The organism is Anaerocolumna chitinilytica, from assembly GCF_014218355.1.
Lineage (GTDB): Bacteria > Bacillota > Clostridia > Lachnospirales > Lachnospiraceae > Anaerocolumna > Anaerocolumna chitinilytica.
In genome coordinates this window covers 2919825-2940118 of the sequence record NZ_AP023368.1, presented here as the reverse complement: position 1 = coordinate 2940118, position 20294 = coordinate 2919825, and the positions used below count along the sequence as shown (strand labels likewise).

The 20294-nt window shown below is 37.9% G+C and carries 13 protein-coding genes and 1 pseudogene; all 14 read right to left on the bottom strand.

Annotation, left to right across the window (positions count from 1 at the left end; genetic code table 11):
- Positions 1–65: 65 nt before the first annotated feature.
- Entirely contained in the window at positions 66–2171 is a 2106-nt protein-coding gene (locus bsdcttw_RS12740) for a glutamine synthetase III family protein (protein ID WP_185255249.1), read from the bottom strand.
- 297 nt (positions 2172–2468) lie between these two features.
- Positions 2469–3314 (bottom strand): mechanosensitive ion channel family protein, encoded by an 846-nt coding sequence (locus tag bsdcttw_RS12735; protein ID WP_185255248.1) that lies wholly within the window; start codon positions 3312–3314, stop codon positions 2469–2471.
- 53 nt (positions 3315–3367) lie between these two features.
- Positions 3368–5593, bottom strand: a pseudogene (gene glgB, locus bsdcttw_RS12730) (1,4-alpha-glucan branching protein GlgB); the annotation flags it as partial.
- 27 nt (positions 5594–5620) lie between these two features.
- A complete protein-coding gene (locus bsdcttw_RS12725; RefSeq protein ID WP_185255246.1) occupies positions 5621–6271 on the bottom strand; it encodes a YesL family protein in 651 nt (216 codons plus the stop codon).
- Positions 6272–6348: 77 nt separating this feature from the next.
- Positions 6349–7281: a mannose-6-phosphate isomerase, class I gene (gene manA / locus bsdcttw_RS12720; RefSeq protein WP_185255245.1), complete on the bottom strand. Its 933-nt coding sequence runs from the start codon at positions 7279–7281 to the stop codon at positions 6349–6351.
- 345 nt (positions 7282–7626) lie between these two features.
- Positions 7627–9807 (bottom strand): YcdB/YcdC domain-containing protein, encoded by a 2181-nt coding sequence (locus bsdcttw_RS12715; protein WP_185255244.1) that lies wholly within the window; start codon positions 9805–9807, stop codon positions 7627–7629.
- 159 nt (positions 9808–9966) lie between these two features.
- Positions 9967–11220: a DUF1015 domain-containing protein gene (locus tag bsdcttw_RS12710; RefSeq protein WP_185255243.1), complete on the bottom strand. Its 1254-nt coding sequence runs from the start codon at positions 11218–11220 to the stop codon at positions 9967–9969.
- A 79-nt stretch (positions 11221–11299) separates the two neighbouring features.
- The gene (locus tag bsdcttw_RS12705; RefSeq protein ID WP_185255242.1) at positions 11300–12472 is read right to left on the bottom strand and encodes a phosphoglycerate dehydrogenase; all 1173 of its coding nucleotides are present in this window, start codon (positions 12470–12472) and stop codon (positions 11300–11302) included.
- A gap of 15 nt (positions 12473–12487) precedes the next feature.
- On the bottom strand, positions 12488–13573 hold the full coding sequence (gene serC / locus bsdcttw_RS12700; RefSeq protein WP_185255241.1) for a 3-phosphoserine/phosphohydroxythreonine transaminase: 1086 nt from the start codon (positions 13571–13573) through the stop codon (positions 12488–12490).
- Between the two features lie 142 nt (positions 13574–13715).
- Entirely contained in the window at positions 13716–15401 is a 1686-nt protein-coding gene (gene ilvB / locus bsdcttw_RS12695; protein ID WP_185255240.1) for a biosynthetic-type acetolactate synthase large subunit, read from the bottom strand.
- 99 nt (positions 15402–15500) lie between these two features.
- Positions 15501–17171: a dihydroxy-acid dehydratase gene (ilvD, locus tag bsdcttw_RS12690; protein ID WP_185255239.1), complete on the bottom strand. Its 1671-nt coding sequence runs from the start codon at positions 17169–17171 to the stop codon at positions 15501–15503.
- Positions 17172–17457: 286 nt separating this feature from the next.
- On the bottom strand, positions 17458–18696 hold the full coding sequence (gene pepT / locus bsdcttw_RS12685; RefSeq protein ID WP_185255238.1) for a peptidase T: 1239 nt from the start codon (positions 18694–18696) through the stop codon (positions 17458–17460).
- Between the two features lie 102 nt (positions 18697–18798).
- Complete coding sequence (locus bsdcttw_RS12680) at positions 18799–19212, bottom strand: EamA family transporter (RefSeq protein ID WP_185255237.1); 414 nt, start codon at positions 19210–19212, stop codon at positions 18799–18801.
- 98 nt (positions 19213–19310) lie between these two features.
- Positions 19311–20291 carry a GNAT family N-acetyltransferase gene (locus bsdcttw_RS12675; RefSeq protein ID WP_185255236.1) on the bottom strand — a complete coding sequence of 327 codons (981 nt, stop codon included), beginning with the start codon at positions 20289–20291 and terminating at the stop codon, positions 19311–19313.
- Positions 20292–20294 lie beyond the last annotated feature (3 nt).

The following is a 20294-nucleotide window of genomic DNA, read 5'->3' as shown; positions in this document are numbered from 1 at the left end:
CCTTTCTTTATTACAAGAAGAGAATTATTCATTTAATATAATGGCAAGTAACAGAAACAATCTGATTATATTTCGAATAATAAGTCGCCATAAGTAGGTACAGGCCAAATGTCCTTATCTACGATTAATTCTAATTCATCAATAGGTTTTCTCAAAACTTCCATGGCAGGGAATACAACTTTCTTAAAGAAAACAGCCTGCTCTTGGCCTTCTTTTTCGGCAGCTTCTGTTACTACTGTCTGAAGGCTGGCTAGTGCAGCATTTGCCTCAGCTAATAAAGCTGAAGTTTCCTTTAATAAACCTGCCTGAACAGAAACATCTGCTTCTGGAACAGCAGCTTTTATTGAATTAATTGAGCTTGCAAGACCTGAAGCATATTTGATAACAGCAGGAATAAATAACTTATTAGCCATTTCAATCATAGTCTTAGCTTCGATATTAATTGTCTTGGAATAAGCTTCAAATTCGATTTCAGCACGGGAATGAAGCTCAACTTCGGATAATACATTATACTTGCCAAATATCTTTATTGATTTTTCAGAAGTCATTGCAGGAATTGCTTCAACAAGAGATTTTAAATTAGGAAGACCTCTTCTTTCAGCCTCTTCAACCCAAGCATCGGAGTATCCGTTGCCGTTAAAGATAATTCTCTGATGCTCTGTTAAAGTCTTCTTTATTAAATCGTGAACTGCTACATCAAAGTCTTTTGCCTCAGCTAATTCATCAGCAAACTGGCTTAATACATCAGCTACAATTGTATTTAAGGTAGTGTTAGGACCTGCGATAGACATGGAAGAACCAACCATACGGAATTCAAATTTATTACCGGTGAAGGCAAAAGGTGAAGTACGGTTTCTATCAGTTGCATCTTTCTTTAATTCAGGAAGAGTATGAACACCAATATTTAATTTTCCGCCCTGCTTACTGCTCTTAGCATCACCAGTTTCAACAAGCTGCTTAACTACATCTTCTAACTGTTCGCCAAGGAAGATGGAAATAATAGCCGGAGGAGCTTCGTTAGCACCTAATCTGTGGTCATTACCAGCATTGGATGCAGAAAGACGTAATAAGTCTGCATTATCATCTACTGCTTTAATGACAGCAGATAGGAATAATAAGAACTGTATATTCTCATGAGGGGTCTTTCCGGGATCTAAAAGGTTCTTTCCGGTATCAGTTACAATTGACCAGTTGTCATGTTTACCGGAACCATTAACGCCTGCAAAAGGTTTCTCATGAAGGAGACAAACAAGACCATGACGGTTAGCAACTTTCTTCATAGTCTCCATTACTAACTGATTGTGATCTGTTGCAATATTTGCAGTAGAATAAATTGGAGCTAATTCATGCTGAGCGGGAGCAACTTCATTGTGCTGTGTCTTGGCAAGAATTCCAAGCTTCCAGCATTCTTCATTTACTTCTTTCATGAAAGCCGCAACTCTTTCTTTTAAGCTTCCGAAATAGTGATCTTCCATTTCCTGACCTTTAGGAGGCTGTGCACCAAATAAAGTACGTCCGGTAAAGATTAAATCTTCTCTCTTTAAATATTTTGATTTATCTATTAAGAAATATTCCTGTTCAGGACCAACGGAACAGGATACTGATTTCACTTCATCATGTCCGAATAATTTAAGAACACGTACTGCCTGATCGCTGATGGCTTCCATTGAACGAAGAAGAGGAGTCTTCTTATCAAGGGCTTCACCGGTATATGAACAGAATGCAGTAGGAATGCAAAGGGTAACACCGGCTGCATCTTCTCTTAAGAAAGCAGGTGAAGTACAATCCCAAGCTGTATATCCTCTAGCTTCAAAGGTTGCTCTTAAACCGCCGGAAGGGAAGGAAGAAGCATCTGGCTCGCCTTTAATTAATTCCTTACCGGAGAACTCAAGTATAATCTTTCCATCAGATGTAGGGCTTATAAAGGAATCATGCTTTTCAGCAGTAATACCTGTCATTGGCTGAAACCAATGGGTATAATGAGTTGCTCCTCTTTCGATTGCCCAGTCCTTCATAGCATTTGCAACAATATCTGCTACCTCCGGATCCAGTTCCTCTCCGTTTTTAATTGTTTTCTTTAAAGCGGCAAAAACTTTTTTGGGTAAACGTTCTGCCATGGTGGCTTCATTAAATACATCAACGCCAAAGATATCAGTCAATTTCTCTGCCATAAAAAAGCTCCTTCCATACATTTATATTTTGTCTTTAAATATATTTATTTCAAATACAAGCATCATAGACCAGACATAAACATTATACGTTAATGCAGGGTAAACGGCACTCGCACTGTAAAAAGCACTTGTACTATTAAGGATACCTGTATAAAAAAAACGTCCCCTAATAAAACATGGGAACGTCCTCGCTCCGGCTTAAATTTTGCCTACAGATAAAATACCACTTTTTCAGTAAAAAGGAAAGCTTTTTTTGAAAAATCTTTCGATACTTTATTTTATTAACAAAAAAGCCGTTTATACTTTATTTTTTAAGTTCATCTCTGCAAAACTGATAGGAACTCTAACGTTATGAGCTTCAAATTCTTTTTTGATACTTTCCAGAATCTCAGATTTACCGGATGCATAGTCTTCTATCTTAACCCATGCACGGATTCCCATGCTGATAGCCCCCGGTTCAAAGCTATTTACCAGAATTGAATTTGCTGCTTCCTTTACAATCTTTTCATTCTCTGTAATGATTCTATTCAGAATTTCCTTTACTTTATCTATATCCTCACTGAAGGAAATTGATATATTGATATCAAGTCTTCTCTGAGTTTCATTAGTGGTATTTATTATATTAGAATTCGAGAGTGCTCCGTTTGGCATAACTACCAGACGGTTGTCAGCTGTAAGCATCTTGGTATAAAAGATATCAATTGAAATTACAGTACCCTCATTACCGGCATAGATGATGTAATCACCTACTTTAAAAGGGCGAAGAAGCAGAATAATAACGCCTCCTGCAAAGTTTGACAGTCCGCCTTGCAAAGCCAGACCGATACTTAAACCAGCTGAGCCTAAAACAGCAACCAAACTTGCATCCTTTACACTAAATACCTGTACTAAGATAATCCAGATTAATATAATGTAGAGTACGGCATTTAAAAGTGCAAGCAGAAAGCTCTTAACCCCTGCTTCCATTTTACCGCGGTTAAAGGCTCTCTCAGCCATGGCAAGAAATATCTTAATAATCTTTTTTCCGATAAAGAATACCAATAGGGTTATGAGGATTTTAAGAATCAAATCAAAACCATTGTCTACAAAGCTTTTCCAGATGCTTCTTAAGGATGTAAGCACATCACCTTTTATTAATGTCATTATATCCACCGGTGTGTTTACCTCCTTTTCTCTCTGACGATATCCTTTACTGTTTTCTTCGTTTTAACTGCGTCAGTGGGTACGCAGGAATACACACTGATTCCAAGAGGCGGAACTATGACAGAAAGAGAATGTTCTCTTCCATCCGCTTCTTTGTGCTTTGATTGTTTCAAGCGCTTATTGCAATATCCTTTACCGCCAAAACGTTCATAATCACTGCTGAAAATCTCTTTATATTTTCCCGCAAATGGAACACCTATCAGAAAATTTTCATATGGTACCGGTGTAAAATTACAGACCACAAGCAGTGTGTCATTTATATTTTCAGTTTTTCGGGTGAACACTACAATACTGTGGTCGGCATCTAAGCTGCTGATCCATTCAAAGCCCTTTTCCTCAAAATCCAATGCATAAAGAGCGGCATTTTTTTTGTAAAGGTTGTTCAGCTCTTTTACGTATAAATTTAAGGCAGCATTAGGTTCTTCCTTTAATAATTCCCAATCAATTTCTTTCTTCTCATCCCATTCCTTAAATTGGGCGAAGTCCTGTCCCATAAACAACAATTTTTTACCCGGATGGCACATCATGAATCCATAGGCGGCTCTAAGATTGGAGAATTTATCTTCCGGATTTCCTGGCATTTTCTGTATCATGGAACCTTTTCCATGAACGACTTCGTCGTGAGATAATACAAGGATGAACTTCTCGCTATATGCATATACCATACTGAAAGTAAGTTCACCGTGGCGGCCCTTACGGAATAAAGGGTCAGTCTTCATATAACCAGTAAAATCGTTCATCCAACCCATATTCCATTTTAAGTCAAAACCTAAACCGCCTTCCTCCAAAGCTCCTGTAATCTTTGGCCATGCGGTTGATTCTTCTGCGATGAGTACAACTCCATCTTTTCTTTTCTTTACAATGGAATTTAAATGTTTTAGCATCTCCATGGCTTCCAGATTCTCATTTCCGCCATGCTTATTGGCAACCCATTCACCTGAATTTTTGCCGTAATCTAAATATAGCATGGAAGCAACGGCATCCATACGGATTCCGTCAATGTGGTATTTCTCAATCCAGAATAGGGCATTTGCTATCAGAAACAAAGAAACCTGCGGCCTTCCATAATTGTATATTAAGGTTCCCCAATGAGGGTGAGTGCCCTGTCTTGGATCTAAATGTTCATAGAGACAGGTGCCGTCAAAGGAGGCAAGACCAAAGCTGTCCTTGGGAAAATGGGCTGGTACCCAGTCTAAAATTACACCAATCCCTTTTTCGTGCAGGAAATCAATAAAATACATAAAATCATCGGGAGAACCATATCTGGCTGTAGGGGCATAATATCCGGTAACCTGATAACCCCAGGAACCATCAAAAGGATGTTCCATCACAGGCATTAACTCTACATGAGTATAACCCATCTCTAATACATAATCAGAAACCATGGGAGCTAATTCTTTGTAGTTATAAAATTCTCTATCACTGCTAATTGGTTTTCGAAAGGATCCAAGGTGCAATTCCAGTATGTTCATTGGCTCATTTTTATAGTTCTTAATTTTTCTGGTATGCAGCCAATCCGAATCCTTCCATTGATAAGTAGTTAAATCATATACTATTGAGGCGTTATTGGGCCTTAACTCGGCTCTGTTGGCATAAGGGTCGGCTTTTAAAACAACCATACCGCCTTTTACTTTGATTTCGTATTTATAGATTTCCCCTTCCGTAAGGCCAGGGATGAAGAGTTCAAAGATACCGGAATCCTTTAATCTGTTCATAGGATGTCTTCTGCCGTCCCAAAGATTAAAATCTCCTACGACACTTACCCTAACGGAATTAGGAGCCCAAACGGCAAAGTGTACGCCTTTAACCCCATTTATCTCCATGGGATGAGCACCGAGTTTATCGTATATAGTATAATGAATACCTTTTGAGAACCGATTCAAATCAATATCTGTCAATATCTGCTGATAAAAATAAGGGTCAATTATTTCTTTTGTTTCACCATTATCATAAGTAACAATCAGCGTATAGGCAGATATCCGTTTTAGTTTTGGAATAAGAACGGCATAAAAGCTCTCTTCTTCCATTACCATTGAATATTCTTTTTCAGTCTTTTGTAATTTGACCTTTACCTCTATCGCTGTGGGTATATAAGCTTGAATTAACAGACCTTCGTCTATAAGATGAGGACCTAAAATGTCACGGGGGTGATCCTCTTCCGAAAAAATGATTGCCTCAATTCCGGCCCAATCCATTAAACTATATAGAATATCCTCCATCATACAGCCTCCGCTCTAAGTTTATTCTTATTCCATATACCACTCATCTACGCCATTTGATTCTTCCTCTTCTGACTTCTCCGGCATATATTTCTTAAAGATACGTTCCATCAGGAATGAAACCAGCAGAGTACATAAAGCCGGCGCAAATACAATAGGGATACGAAACAGGTAAACTAATAAACCAAAGAAAATAACTATAATAGCCATTAGTATCGTACTGGGCAGATGTCTCATTGACATAAAGAATGCTGTTTTAAACAGGTGCAGGGTCTTTGTCTTAAATCTGGATAATACCGGAAATATATAGATTGTAATAAAAAACAGGACAATAAATAAAGCAGTAAAGATGCTAAAAAGAATAACTCCTGTAGTATTATGGAGATTTTTTGCATATCTCCAGTCGATAGCAAGTATAGAGGAAGCTGCAATTAATATAAGTCCGCTGACAAGACCTTGTAAAAAGTTTAACTTAAAAGCTTTAAAATACTCTTTTGAGATATAACCTCTGTCTCTGCGCAGAGATTTGGCAGTCGCATAATAAAGAGCTGTTAAAGCAGGACCAATGGTAATAATAGGAATACAGGTAATTAAAAATATAATACTTAAAAAGAATGCATCTACAATCTTATTCAGTCCTGAAAAAAATGGGTTGTCCAAGTTAAAAATACTGCTCATGAGTTATCTCCTTACATGTGGTAACATACTTTATTTGGTATATATAAAATAATTTATATTTATTTAACTGGTGGTACTTAGATGTGAGATGCGATACACTCCAAATTACCTTCCAGCACATAGCTTCCAAATCCGGATGGAAGAATAAAATGGTCACCTTTGGTGATTCGTTCACCATCTAAATATCCTTCACCATTAATAACACTCATAATGGTAAAAGGCTCAACCTGCTCTAAGGCTGTGCTTCCATTTATTGTTATCTTTTCTACGGTATAAAATTCACAGTTTACCAGCTCTTCTATCTGTCCGCCTTTTATGTCCCATATTTTTCTTACTGGCTCAGTAAGCTTTTGAGGGCAGGTAATAACATCGATACTTTTATCAATATGCAGTTCACGGGGTTTGCCGTTTTGTAATCGGCCATAGTCGTAAAGCCGATATGTTATATCACTGTTCTGTTGGGTTTCTAAGATTACGGTACCGGCTTTGATTGCATGTACGGTTCCGGGTATAATCTGAAAGAAATCACCTTTTTTAATGGGGATTACACGAATAAGTTCTTCCCACTGGTTATTATGGATCATGGAAGACAATTCTTCTTTGTTGTTAGCATTATGTCCGATAACAATTTTACCATCATCTTTGCAATTTAAGATATACCAGCATTCTGTTTTACCAAGTGAGCCATTCTCGTGGGTTTTTGCATAATTATCATCCGGATGAACCTGAATACTTAAATCTTGTTTGGCATCTATAATTTTAATTAAAAGCGGAAATACGTCACCTTCTGCATTACCAAAAAGCTCTCTGTGATTTGCCCACAGACTGCTTAAGGTCTCTCCTTTATATTCACCTGCTTTTATCTTGCAATCTCCATTAGTATGAGCACTGACAGCCCAACATTCCCCGGTATTATCACTTGGGATATCATAGCCGAAATCTGTGTTCAGCCTGTTACCGCCCCAGATCATTTCTTTAAATACTGGTTCTAAAAATAATATATCTTGCATCTTTTCCTCTCATTCCGCCGCTGATAGCGGCATATATCAATAGCTTATATACTTATACTTATATTACCACAAAAGCTTGGCTTAAAAAAGTGAAAATTATCTAAATAAAACATGTAATTTTTAAATTCTTAAAAAAGGGCTGTTGCTAAGGAAGCACTGCAGAGGATAAATGCTTGATTAAACAATTGATCGGCAAACGATATGATTGGCATACTAAAATCTTACATAAAATGTTAGATCTAGTATGCCAATTCGTATCAACTGTCGGTCAAACAGTCCATTCTGGCAAGTTATGCTCTACAGGGTTCATCTTGCAACAACCCTTTAGATATACATATTATAAAATTATTCCTGACTATTTAACATTGCTACGATTAAATCAGCAGCATCCTGACGTGTAAGGTTATCACTTGCATGTAATTGGTTACTATTATTAGGCACTAAAAGCTTAAGTCCAAATGCGATGGCTGCATAACCTAAATCAGACTGGTTAATTAATGACTGGTCTGCTACATTAAGTGTATAGATTCCGCTGATTTTAGCTGCTTTTTCAAGACCTAATACTTGAACTGCATATTTTGCAGCATCCATACGGCTTACTGAAGTTCCTGTGAGTTTATATTTAGAGGAATCGGCATAGAAGCCTGCTTTTGAAATAAAATCATTTAATTCTGTAGTTGTAATTGCCTGAGTAGGTTTAAATAACCCACCTTCAAAACCAATTCCCATATTAGCAAGAAGAATTATATTTCTGGCTGAGGAATTCCCCTGAATATCCGTATAGTTATAAAGACTAGTAGGCTTTACATATTCTTTGCCATCATAATCAAGCTGCTTTCCGGTAAATGGAGAGATATAATCCGGAGAGATATCGGTACGGTATACAAGTCGAACCAAAGGAGTCTGAGTATAAGAAGAACTGGAAACTGCATTCTTATAATATACTTCATAAACCAAGTGGTATCCTTCGTTAGCAATATAGTTCGTGAAAGCTTTATCTGCGGAAATGATATTAGTAGGTGCTTCAAAAGTTAACTGGGTATCCCAATTATAATTGAAGTTATAAATCTTTCCGGTTACACCGTCAACGGCACCACTAATATTGTTACCAGCATACGGAATATTTTCATTCATTCGCTGATAATTATAGGTGTAACCGCCATATACCGGCTTGCTGTCTTTGTAGGCAATAATGTAATCATTGGAAGTACCGGTATAGGATGAATTCTTAAAATAATCCGGTATTTCTGTCTTTAAAAAGCCTTCAAAGATGCTCTTTCCCTGCTTAGCAGTATATTTGATTTTAGTATCGTTCCACTTATCTTTCGTGGTATTATAATAATTGTTTGTGCTGGAATAATAAGACATTATCTTACCAGTCTTAGCATCTACCGATGCATAAGCATATGCACGGTAAGAATTTGTGGAACCCTCTTTTACCTCTCTTGGATCAGAAAAGCTAACATTCCAAACATAAGCTGTAGTACCATTTATATTCGTATTTTTATAGAGATTGGCTGTTATTGATGTCATGTTTTTATCAAAAAGCAGCTTTGTATTACCTTTAATAGCATTTATAGCATCGTTTTTAGAAATCAGACCCTTTATACTGTCAACTTCAGCAGATTCCTGTGGTGTCAGATTACCTGCTTTGGCACTGCCCATATCAAGGCTTGCTTCTTCTTTTGAAGAATAGGCTGTATTCCAAAGGTTCTGAGTGTCATATACTTTTCCTGTTAAAGCATCAACAGCGATATAGGACTTTTCAGGGCTGTATACCAGAAATGCCTTGGCAGTACTTTTGCCATTGTTATCAGTTGTATATGCGCTTTGATAAGATAAGGTCATTTTGCTATTCTTTCCAATTAAGGCAGCTGCCGCATCCTTCGTTATCTTGGCATTGGAAGAAGGTATTGTGACATCATAAAGCCAATTGCTGGAATAGGTGGTTACAACACCTGTCTGATAATTAACACTTACACTGACAGTATTATCCGGCATGGGTATTCCGTTCTCAACTCTTTGATACTGATAGGTATAAGAACCGTTATAGGATGCTGTAGAAGAAGTCTGGATATATTGAAGCTTACTGAAGATATCCGGTGTAATCCCCTTTATAAATGCATCAGCCTTATCTTTTAATTCGCTTTGAAGATAAACCGGTTTATAACTCTGGTTCGTATAATAACTATAATAGGTTATATGACCTTTTGAATCAGAATTTACATTGATACTTTTACTGCCGTCTTTCGTAGACCAGATCAGGTTCCAAGTATTGTTGGAATAAGGATCGCCAGTATAATAATTGTAGGAAAACTCTGATAATTCGGAAGGTATGGTAATTTTAGATTTCACAGTATTTATCATACTTTCTAAATCCTCTGACGACACAGCCGCACCTGATTGTACACCTGCTGCTATTTTAGTTGTTTGAATAAGATCTGCCGCTGCTAAAGATTGAATCGGCAGGGCACTTACTATAAGGGCACTGCTTAGGATTACAGCCCCAATTTTTTTTGATATCATAAAAATTCCTCCTTTACTAGATTTTTATATTATTTCCTAGTTCAACCATTAGACGATGCAAAATATGGTATCGTTCCATAAATTTTAAATAATTTTTTATTTTTAGTAAAAGAATTTATGATTTCTCTTAAATTAGTAATTTCCTATTCCTAGAAATACTTAAATCTTGTGAATGAAAAGACCGCTCCTAAGTTTTGGCTCAAACCAGGTGGATTTTGGCGGCATTAATTTATCTTTGTCGGATACTGCTATTAATTCTTGGATGTCTGTTGGATACATCGAAAAGGCAACTGCCATATCCTCTTGTACTCTCCGCTCTAATTCTCTCAGTCCTCTGATACCGCCAACAAAATCAATTCTCTTATCACTGCGGGGGTCTTTGATTCCAAGCACCGGCTCGAGGAGATAATCCTGTAATAAAGAAACATCCAGCCCTGCCACCGGATCCTTCTTTTCGTATTCTTTTTTTATTTTAAGTTTATACCATCCATTTTTGAGATACATACCAAACTCTCCTTTTCCTGTTGGTTGGTAAGGTTCAGCACCTAAAAACGTAATTGTAAAATATTCAGACACTTTAGCATGAAATTCTTCGAGGGTATTACCATTTAAATCTTTTACAACTCGGTTATAAGGCATAATCATAAGTTCTTCAGAGGGGAAGATTACAGACAAGAAGTAATTAAATTCTTCTTTTCCGGTATAGTTTGTATGCTCTTCTCTGCGTTTCATACCCACTTTTATCGCAGAAGCAGCTCTATGATGACCATCAGCTATATAAATAGAAGTAATATGTTCGAATTCCTCTTTTATTGTTGTAATCTCTTCTATATCATCAATCTTCCATACATTGTGAGTAATGCCATCGGGTGAAGTAAAACAGTAGAGTTTTTCCTTTGTTTTATTGAGATTAAGAATATTCTTAATCCTATCGGATCCTCGAAAGGTTAAAAAAATAGGACCGGTCTGGGCATTACAGCTGTCAATGTGTCTTATCCTGTCCAGCTCTTTATCGGTTCTTGTATTCTCATGGCGTTTAATAACTCCATTTTGATAGTCGTCAATTGATGCACAGGCAACAAGTCCGGTTTGACTTTTTCCATTCATGATGAGTTCGTAGATATAAAAGCATTCTTTTTCTTCCTGAATAAACTGTTCTTTGTTAATCATTTCTTCCAGTAGTTCCTTTGCCCTATCATATACCAAATCATCGTAGGTAGATATGTTATCTGGAAGTGTGGTCTCAGCTCTGTCTATTCTCAGAAAGGACAGAGGCTCTCTTATTATCTCTGCTTTTGCTTCTTCTCTATTGTAAACGTCGTAGGGTAATGCTGCTATTTTCTCCGCCAGAGCAGTTGTAGTATTATTTGTATTTCCTGGTCTTATTGCACGAAAAGGTTTGATAGTTGCCATTTTGCCTCCTTTTATTAAAAAAGGTCAATACCAAAAGCCTGTTTTCTCTTGGTATTAACCTGTCTTTCTCGTAATATTTTTATTCGGATATAGTTCTGACCTTTAATACTCCGTCTATTGTTTCTAATTTAGCCGAAGTACCGGAAGCGATACTTCCTTCTATATCAATTACGGTGTAAGCATAATCGCCTTTACTTTTATTGATAAGGTTTGATATATTGATATTCTCTGAAGAAAATACACCGGTGAACTGCGTTAACATATTAGGAATGTTTTTATGGTTAATGGTTACTCTGGTTCCGCCAGTGAAGGTTCCTGCATCACAATCCGGATAATTAACAGAATTCTTAATGATACCATGTTCTAAATAATCCTTGATTTGCTTTACAGCCATGACAGCACAATTATCTTCCGACTCTTCTGTGGAGGCTCCAAGATGTGGAATTGCTATAACCCCTTCCATAGCAGCGGTCTTATCATTTGGAAAGTCTGTTACATAGGCTCCTACTTTTCCGGATTTTAATGCTTCTTCCATATCTTCATCATTTACCAGCAGATCTCTTGCGAAATTAAGGATAACAACTCCGTCTTTACATTTTGACAGGGTTTCTTTATTGATCATCTTCTTGGTATCGTCTAATAAGGGAACATGAAGGCTTATATAATCACATTCTCTATAAATATCATCTTTGGATTTTACAGATATTATATCGCGGGATAAGTTCCAAGCATGCTCTACTGAAATATAAGGATCGCAGCCGTAGACTTCCATACCAAGGCGGTTAGCAGCGTTAGCAACCAGTACCCCTATGGCTCCAAGTCCGATGACACCAAGCTTTTTACCTTGGATTTCCTTGCCGGCGAATTTGGCTTTTCCTTTTTCCACCAGCTTAGCAATATCTTTTTCTTCTTTTATAGTCTGGACCCAGTTAATACCGCCTACTATATTTCTGGAAGCAAGCATAAGACCTGCAATCACAAGCTCTTTCACACCGTTGGCATTTGCTCCCGGGGTATTAAATACTACAATTCCATCTCCGGCACATCTATCCAAAGGGATATTATTTACACCGGCACCAGCACGTGCAATAGCTGCAATGTTATCAGTGAGTTCCATCTCCAGCATAGAGGCACTTCTTACCAGAACTGCATCTGATTCCTTTATATCTTCAGTTGTCTCATAATTTTCTGAAAAAAGCTTAAGTCCCACTCCGGCAATTGGATTCAGGCAATGATATTTAAACTTCGGCATAAGTACTCCTCTCTGCTATTTTAGATTTTTAGCTTCAAATTCCTTCATGAATTCAACTAATTTTTCAACACCTTCTATGGGCATTGCATTATAGATACTGGCACGCATACCACCTACGGTTCTGTGACCCTTTAAGTTTTCAAAGCCTGCGGCCTTTGCCTCTTTAACAAATTTAGCATCCAATTCATCATCTCCTGTTATAAAAGGAACATTCATCAATGAACGGTCTTCTTTTACAACAGTGCCCTTAAAGAGTTTACTCTCATCTAAGAAATTATAGAGAATAGCTGCTTTTCTCTCATTGATTTCTTTCATTGCTTCCAAACCGCCCAGTTTCTTAAGCCATTTAAAGACTTTTCCGCAGATATAGATACCATAAGCGGGAGGCGTATTATACATAGAACCATTATCCAGATGAATTTTATATTTGAACATAGTTGGAGTACCGGGTAAAGTATCCTCTGTTATCAAATCCTCTCGGATAATAACGATAACAACACCGGCAGGTCCCACATTCTTTTGTACTCCGCCGTAGATTATACCATACTTTGTTACATCTACCGGCTCTGAAAGAAAGCAGGAAGAGACATCTGCAACAAGGGGTTTTCCTTTCGTATTAGGAAGGGTCTTAAATTTTGTACCATATATGGTATTATTTTCACAAATATAAACGTAATCAGCATTCTCGCTTATAGGAAGATCGGAACAATCGGGTATGTAAGTAAAAGTTTTATCTTCGGAAGAAGCAATTTTATTCGCTGTGCCATATATTTTAGCTTCCTGAAATGCTTTTTTTGCCCATAACCCTGTGACAATATAGTCTGCCACCTTATTCTTCATCAGGTTCATCGGAATCATGGCAAATTGTGAAGAAGCGCCACCTTGCAAAAAGAGTACTTTATAGTTATCAGGAATATTCATCAGTTCTCTTAAGTCAGCTTCTGCTTCGTTAATGATTGTCTCATAAGCCTTTGATCTGTGACTCATCTCCATAACTGACATTCCGGTTCCCCTATAATCCAGCATCTCTTCTGCTGCTTCTTTAAGTACTTCTTCCGGCAATACGGCCGGGCCTGCTGAAAAATTATAAATTCTCGCCACTTACATATCCTCCTTATTATTATTCAGTCAGAGCAAAGAAGATAGGCCTCTTTGCCCCGCTGGTTTTTTGACGCGTGAACGCTTTAATCCATTACATTATAAAACTAAGTTAAAATTTAGTCAATATAATCTTATATCTTTCCTATTTATTACCGGCTTCCAAATCTTCTTCCGTAAAAACTTCCTCGATAGCAGCACCGGGAGCAACCATAGGCCAGACCTTATCATCACTCTCCAATTGACAGTCAATTACTACCGGGATGTTCAGACTGATGGCTTCTTTTAAAACAGTTTCTGCTTCTTCTCTTTTGGTTATACGATATGCCTTTGCTCCCATAGCTTCAGCCAATTTAACAAAATCCACGGAATCATTTAAGGTGGTATAGGAGTAGCGTTCGCCATAGAATAAGGATTGCCACTGACGTACCATACCAAGTACATGATTATTAAAAATCACCTGAATGATAGGGATGTTATATCTGGTAGCGGTGGCAATCTCGTTCATATTCATTCGAAAGCAACCGTCTCCGGCAATATTTATAACCGTTTTGTCTGTATTTCCTACTTTTGCTCCTATACAAGCACCTAACCCGTAGCCCATGGTACCAAGGCCGCCAGAGGTTATAAAGGTCCTCGGGTATTTGTAGTTAAAATACTGGGCAGACCACATCTGATGCTGGCCGACCTCTGTCGTTATTATAGCTTCTCCATTCGTAAGCTCATAAAGTTTATTTAAGATAAATGGTCCGGTAAGACCTCGCTCGTGGTATTTTAAAGGATATTTCTTCTTCATATCCATCACGTGATCAAGCCAGTCCTTATGTTTTTGTTCTGGTAATCTGTTATTGATTGCTTTTAAAACCTCTTTGATATCACCGATAACTGCATGGTCAACTAAGACATTCTTGTTGATTTCCGCGGGGTCTACATCTATTTGCAGAATTTTGGCATTTCTTGCGAAACGCGCTGTATTGCCTGTTACTCTGTCACTGAATCTGGAACCTACCGTGATTAAGAGATCACATTCGGTAACACTATAGTTCGCTGTTTTCGTACCATGCATGCCTAACATTCCGGTGTAATAGGTATCCTCACCACTAAAAGCACCCTTTCCCATAAGGGTATCCGTTACCGGTGCATCTGTTCTTTTTACAAATTCTCTTAATTCTATCCAGGCATCAGATATTACTGCTCCGCCGCCGACAAAGATTACGGGCTTTTTTGATTCCACAATCATTGAAATTGCAGTAGAAATATCTTCTGCTGTAAAAGTATCTGTAATTCGATTTATTATTGGAGGCGTGACTCTTTGGTATTCTGTTTTATTTGCAGTAACATCCTTCGCAATATCAATCAAAACCGGACCCGGTCTTCCTGTCTGGGCAATGAGAAAGGCTTTCCGGATGGTATCGGCTAATTGTGTTACATCTTTCACAATATAATTATGTTTGGTAACAGGCATTGTAATACCTGCGATATCAACTTCCTGAAAACTATCCTTTCCTAAGAGATTAACGGCAACATTCCCTGTTATTGCAACCATTGGGACGGAATCCATATAAGCTGTTGCGATACCTGTTACTAAATTAGTAGCTCCGGGTCCGCTGGTTGCCAGGCATACACCTACTTTACCGGTGGATCTGGCATAACCGTCTGCAGCATGGGAGGCTCCCTGCTCATGGGAGGTTAATATATGCCGTATCTCGTCCTGATGTCTGTATAATTCATCATAGATATTTAGGACAGCTCCGCCCGGATACCCGAAGATGGTATCTACGCCCTGTTCTTTTAAACATTCTACTAAAATCTGTGATCCTGTTAACTGCATCTTTGCACCTCTCTTTTAGCCTTTTCATTTGAAACCGTTGCCGGTATGTTATATCTATATCTGTTTTATGTTAAGATATGGTAATATTCGTTGTTATTATTATCTTGTTGGCACCTCTAAGATAGCACCTCTGCTGGCAGATGTAACCATAGCTGAATATCTTGCCAGATAGCCGGTTGTTATCTTAGGCTGTTTAGGCTGCCATTTCTCCCTGCGTTTATTAAGCTCATCTTCTGAGAGAGCTACATTTAAGGAATTCGATGTAATATCTATTTGAATGAGGTCTCCTTCTTCTAGAAGAGCGATATTACCGCCTACGGCAGCTTCGGGGCACACATGTCCGATACAGGCACCTCTGGAAGCACCAGAGAATCTTCCATCTGTAATTAAGGCTACACTGGATCCAAGTCCCATTCCCATGATAGCTGAGGTTGGATTGAGCATCTCCCTCATTCCGGGGCCGCCTTTGGGTCCTTCATAACGGATAACTACGACATCTCCTGGATTAATTTTGCCCTCTTTTATAGTCTTAATAGCATCATCTTCAGAGTCGAATACTCTCGCAGGACCTTCGTGTTTTAACATTTCAGGAGCTACAGCAGACCTTTTAACTATAGCGGAGTCAGTAGCCAGATTCCCTTTTAAAATTGCTATGCCACCTGTTTCACTATATGGATTATCAATGCTTCTTATGACATCCGTGTCCAAATTCCTGCAGTGAGCAATATTCTCCCCTACGGTTTTACCGCTTACTGTTATTAAATCTTTCTCGATGAGACCCTTTTTGTCAAGCTCATTCATAACGGCATAAACTCCGCCTGCTTCATTCAAATCTTCTATATAGGCATGACCTGCCGGTGCCAGATGGCAGAGATTCGGGGTCTTTGCACTGATTTCATTTGCTATCTCGAGATTTAGTTCTACTCCTGCTTCATGTGCAATTGCCGGAAGATGGAGCATACTATTGGTGGAGCATCCCAATGCCATATCTACAGTTAAAGCATTCATAAAGGCTTCTCTTACCATAATATCTCTAGGGCGAATGTTTCTTTCAAGGAGTTCCATAATCTTCATTCCCGCATGTTTGGCTAAACGGATTCTTTCAGAAAATACTGCGGGAATGGTTCCGTTACCCTGTAGTCCCATACCAAGGACTTCTGTGAGGCAATTCATGCTATTTGCTGTATACATACCGGAACAGGAACCAGCGGTAGGGCATACCTTACAGGCATATTCCTCTACCTCCTCTTCTGACAATTTACCAGCAGTATAAGCACCTACAGCTTCAAACATACTGGAAAGGCTTGTTTTCTCACCTTTCACCCTACCTGCAAGCATAGGCCCCCCACTTACAAAGATAGTCGGGACATTTACTCTTGCTGCTGCCATTAATAACCCGGGAACGTTCTTATCGCAATTAGGTACCATTACCAATGCGTCAAAAGCATGTGCCATTGCCATAGCTTCTGTGGAATCAGCGATTAGATCTCTGGTAACAAGAGAATATTTCATTCCCGTATGTCCCATAGAGATTCCGTCGCAGACTGCAATTGCCGGAAATACGATTGGGGTTCCGCCTGCCATGGCAACTCCCATCTTGACGGCATCTACAATTTTGTCGAGATTCATATGGCCTGGAACGATTTCGTTATAAGAACTGACGATACCAATTAATGGTCTGTCCAATTCTTCCTTGGTAATACCAAGCGCATTAAAGAGAGATCTATGGGGAGCTTGTTGAATTCCTGTTTTCACTGAATCACTATTCATAGCAATACCACCTTCACTTTTAATTTGACTGTTTAACGCTGGAATGTATAAAATTACGATGTTTCCGTATATAATAACTTAATTTATATAAAAAATCAATATGAAATTCTTTATTATCAAAACTTTTCAGTGCTTAAAAGTTAACTATGTAATTATATCTGTACTTTTATCTCTGATTCAGAACATTTAAAATCCAATAAAAAAGAAGTATTCTCCATAAGACATCAATTTTGTGCCCGGAAAATACTTCTTTGTATTTTACACCATTGTATGATACATCTTTGTTCTATTTTGCATTTTCTTCTGTTGAATATATTTCCACTATCTTTAATAATATTTCAACGATTTTCTCCATGGATTGTACCGGTATGAATTCATATCTTCCGTGAAAATTATTTCCTCCGGCACAAAGATTAGGGCAGGGAAGCCCCATGTAAGAAAGTCTTGCACCATCTGTACCGCCGCGAATGGGAACAACAATCGGCGTTACCCCAACTTCTTCCATAGCACGTTTAGCATTATCAATCAGATGTATATGCGGTTCTACTTTTTCTTTCATATTGTAATAAGAATCTTTTACTTCTACTTTAAAAGTACCCTCACCGTATTTTTCGTTCAGGTATTCTCCGATTTTAATGAATCTGGCTTTTTTTGCTTCAAACTGGGCTTTATCATGATCACGAATGATGTATACAGCTCTTGCAGAATCTACGGTTCCTTCCAAAGCATTCAACATATAGAAACCTTCATAATTCTCGGTATACATAGGGTCTTCGTTGGCCGGAAGCATATTCTGGAACTCCATTGCAAGTAACAAAGCATTTACCATCTTATTCTTTGCACTGCCGGGATGGATACTTACACCTTGAATCTGAATTTTTCCTGCGGCTGCATTAAAATTCTCGTATTCTATTTCTCCAAGTTCACCGCCGTCAATGGTGTAGGCAAAATCAGCACCGAAACCTTCTACATCAAAGAAGTCAACTCCTCTTCCTACCTCTTCATCAGGTGTGAAACCAATCTGAATCGTACCATGTTCTATTTCAGGATGAGTCAAGAGGGTTTCTGCCATAGTAAGAATTTCAGCAACACCTGCCTTGTCATCTGCACCGAGAAGGGTTGTACCATCCGTTACAATCAGGTCTTTTCCTTTTGAAAGACTAAGTACTGGGTAAGCATTAGCATCCATACGGATATTTAATTCTTCATTCAGAACGATTTCTCCGCCATCATAGTTCTTTACTATTCTGGGTTTTACATCTTTGCCGCTTAGTGCATTGGAGGTATCCATATGAGATACAAAGCCGATAGAAGGCAGTTTCTTCTTGGAATTGGAAGGAATCGTTGCATAAACATAGCAATGATCAGAGAGTCTTACATTTTCAGCTCCCATCTCCTTTAATTCCTTTACAAGTATTTCAGCCAGGTTTCTTTGTTTTTCAGTACTTGGTACATTCTCCATATCATCCTGGGATTGTGTATCTACTTTTACATATTCTAAAAATCTCTCTACAACGTTCTTCATAAGTCTCCTTTTATGCCATAAAAATGTAATCCGATAAAAGACTTGAAATATGGCAGTTTTCATTATTGATAATTTTATAGCTTATTAACAGAAGGAACCTTTCTATAATACAAGTACCAGCATACCGATAGTAATTATTACACCGCCTGCTATTGTTTTCGTGTTTAAAGGTTCTCCAAGTAATAAAAATGCCAGTACCATCGTGATAACAACACTAAATTTATCCACTGGTACTACTTTTGCAGCGTCACCTATTTGTAATGCTTTAAAATAGCATAACCAGGAAAGTCCTGTCGCTATACCGGATAATACAAGAAAAATCCAGCCTCGCTGTGTTATTGCAGGAATTTCTTTCTGCTTTCCTGTCAAAAATACAATCAGCCATGCCATTGCCAGTACGACCACGGTTCTGATGGCAGTACCGACATTGGAGTTCACATTCTTCATCCCCATCTTTGCTAAAATAGAGGTTAAGGCTGCAAAAAAAGCTGATAAAAGTGCGTAAAAAAACCACATTTTATTCTCTCCCTTCTTGCCTTCTATTGTATACAATGACACAAGATTTCACAAGTATTTTTTGCCAGATATGTAATTCTTATGTACTAGACTAATTTTTAACTATACAAGTCCATTTCAAATTCCAATTCATGCAGAATAGGAATTCCATCATAGCCTATTAAGGGGATTTGAGGTTTAAGCTTCCGGGATTCCAGGATCTCATTTCTGTAAAAGGCAGCGAAGTCAAAGCCACGTTTTTGATAAAAGCGTATTGCCCTTGTATTATCATTTGTAGTAATAAGAAATAATCGTTTACAGCCGGCTTCCCTGGCAATTGTGAGTACCCTCTGTATTAAAGCAGTTCCTACTCCTTTATTTTCCTCAAAGCTAATAAGAGATACTATTTCACATTCTGTCTCATGGATATAATAAGTAATCAACCCTATTATATTTTCGTTACTTATGGCTAGAAGTCCAGGGAGTTCTTCTGCATTGTACACCTTACCTTTTGTCACAATAAGGTTGCTGCCCCAGTTTTCGCTAATTATATTGATGACATTACCTTTATATTTTTCATTGATTTCTATGATATGAAATAGTTTATCTTTGTTGTGCCCTTCATAACTGCTTTTTTCCAACTTATAGTAGGTCAGGATTTCATCATCGTTGATATGTTCAAAACCAATTTTCTCCAACACATGCCTGCTTCTGGTGTTACGGTGAACGGCATCCGCATAAATAGTTTCTATATCTAATTGGTTAAAGGCATATTCAATAAGAAGCTTTTCAGCTTCTGTACCAAAACCCTTGTTCTTTACAGAATCATTGCTTAAGATAATGCTTAGAGTAGCACATTTATTATGGAAATCGATGCGTTTTAATTGAATTTCCCCAATAATGCTATCTTCATGAGAAATCGCAAAGAATATACGGGTAGGATCCATTACTTTATTATGGTAATAGGTGTCTGTCTTCTCCTTATTATAAACAAATATATTTTCTGTCATCATTGGATCTGCTATATAAGTTCTATAAAAACTGTGACAATTATCACTTGTATATGGAGTTAATGTAATTGATTTACCTTTTAATACCATTAA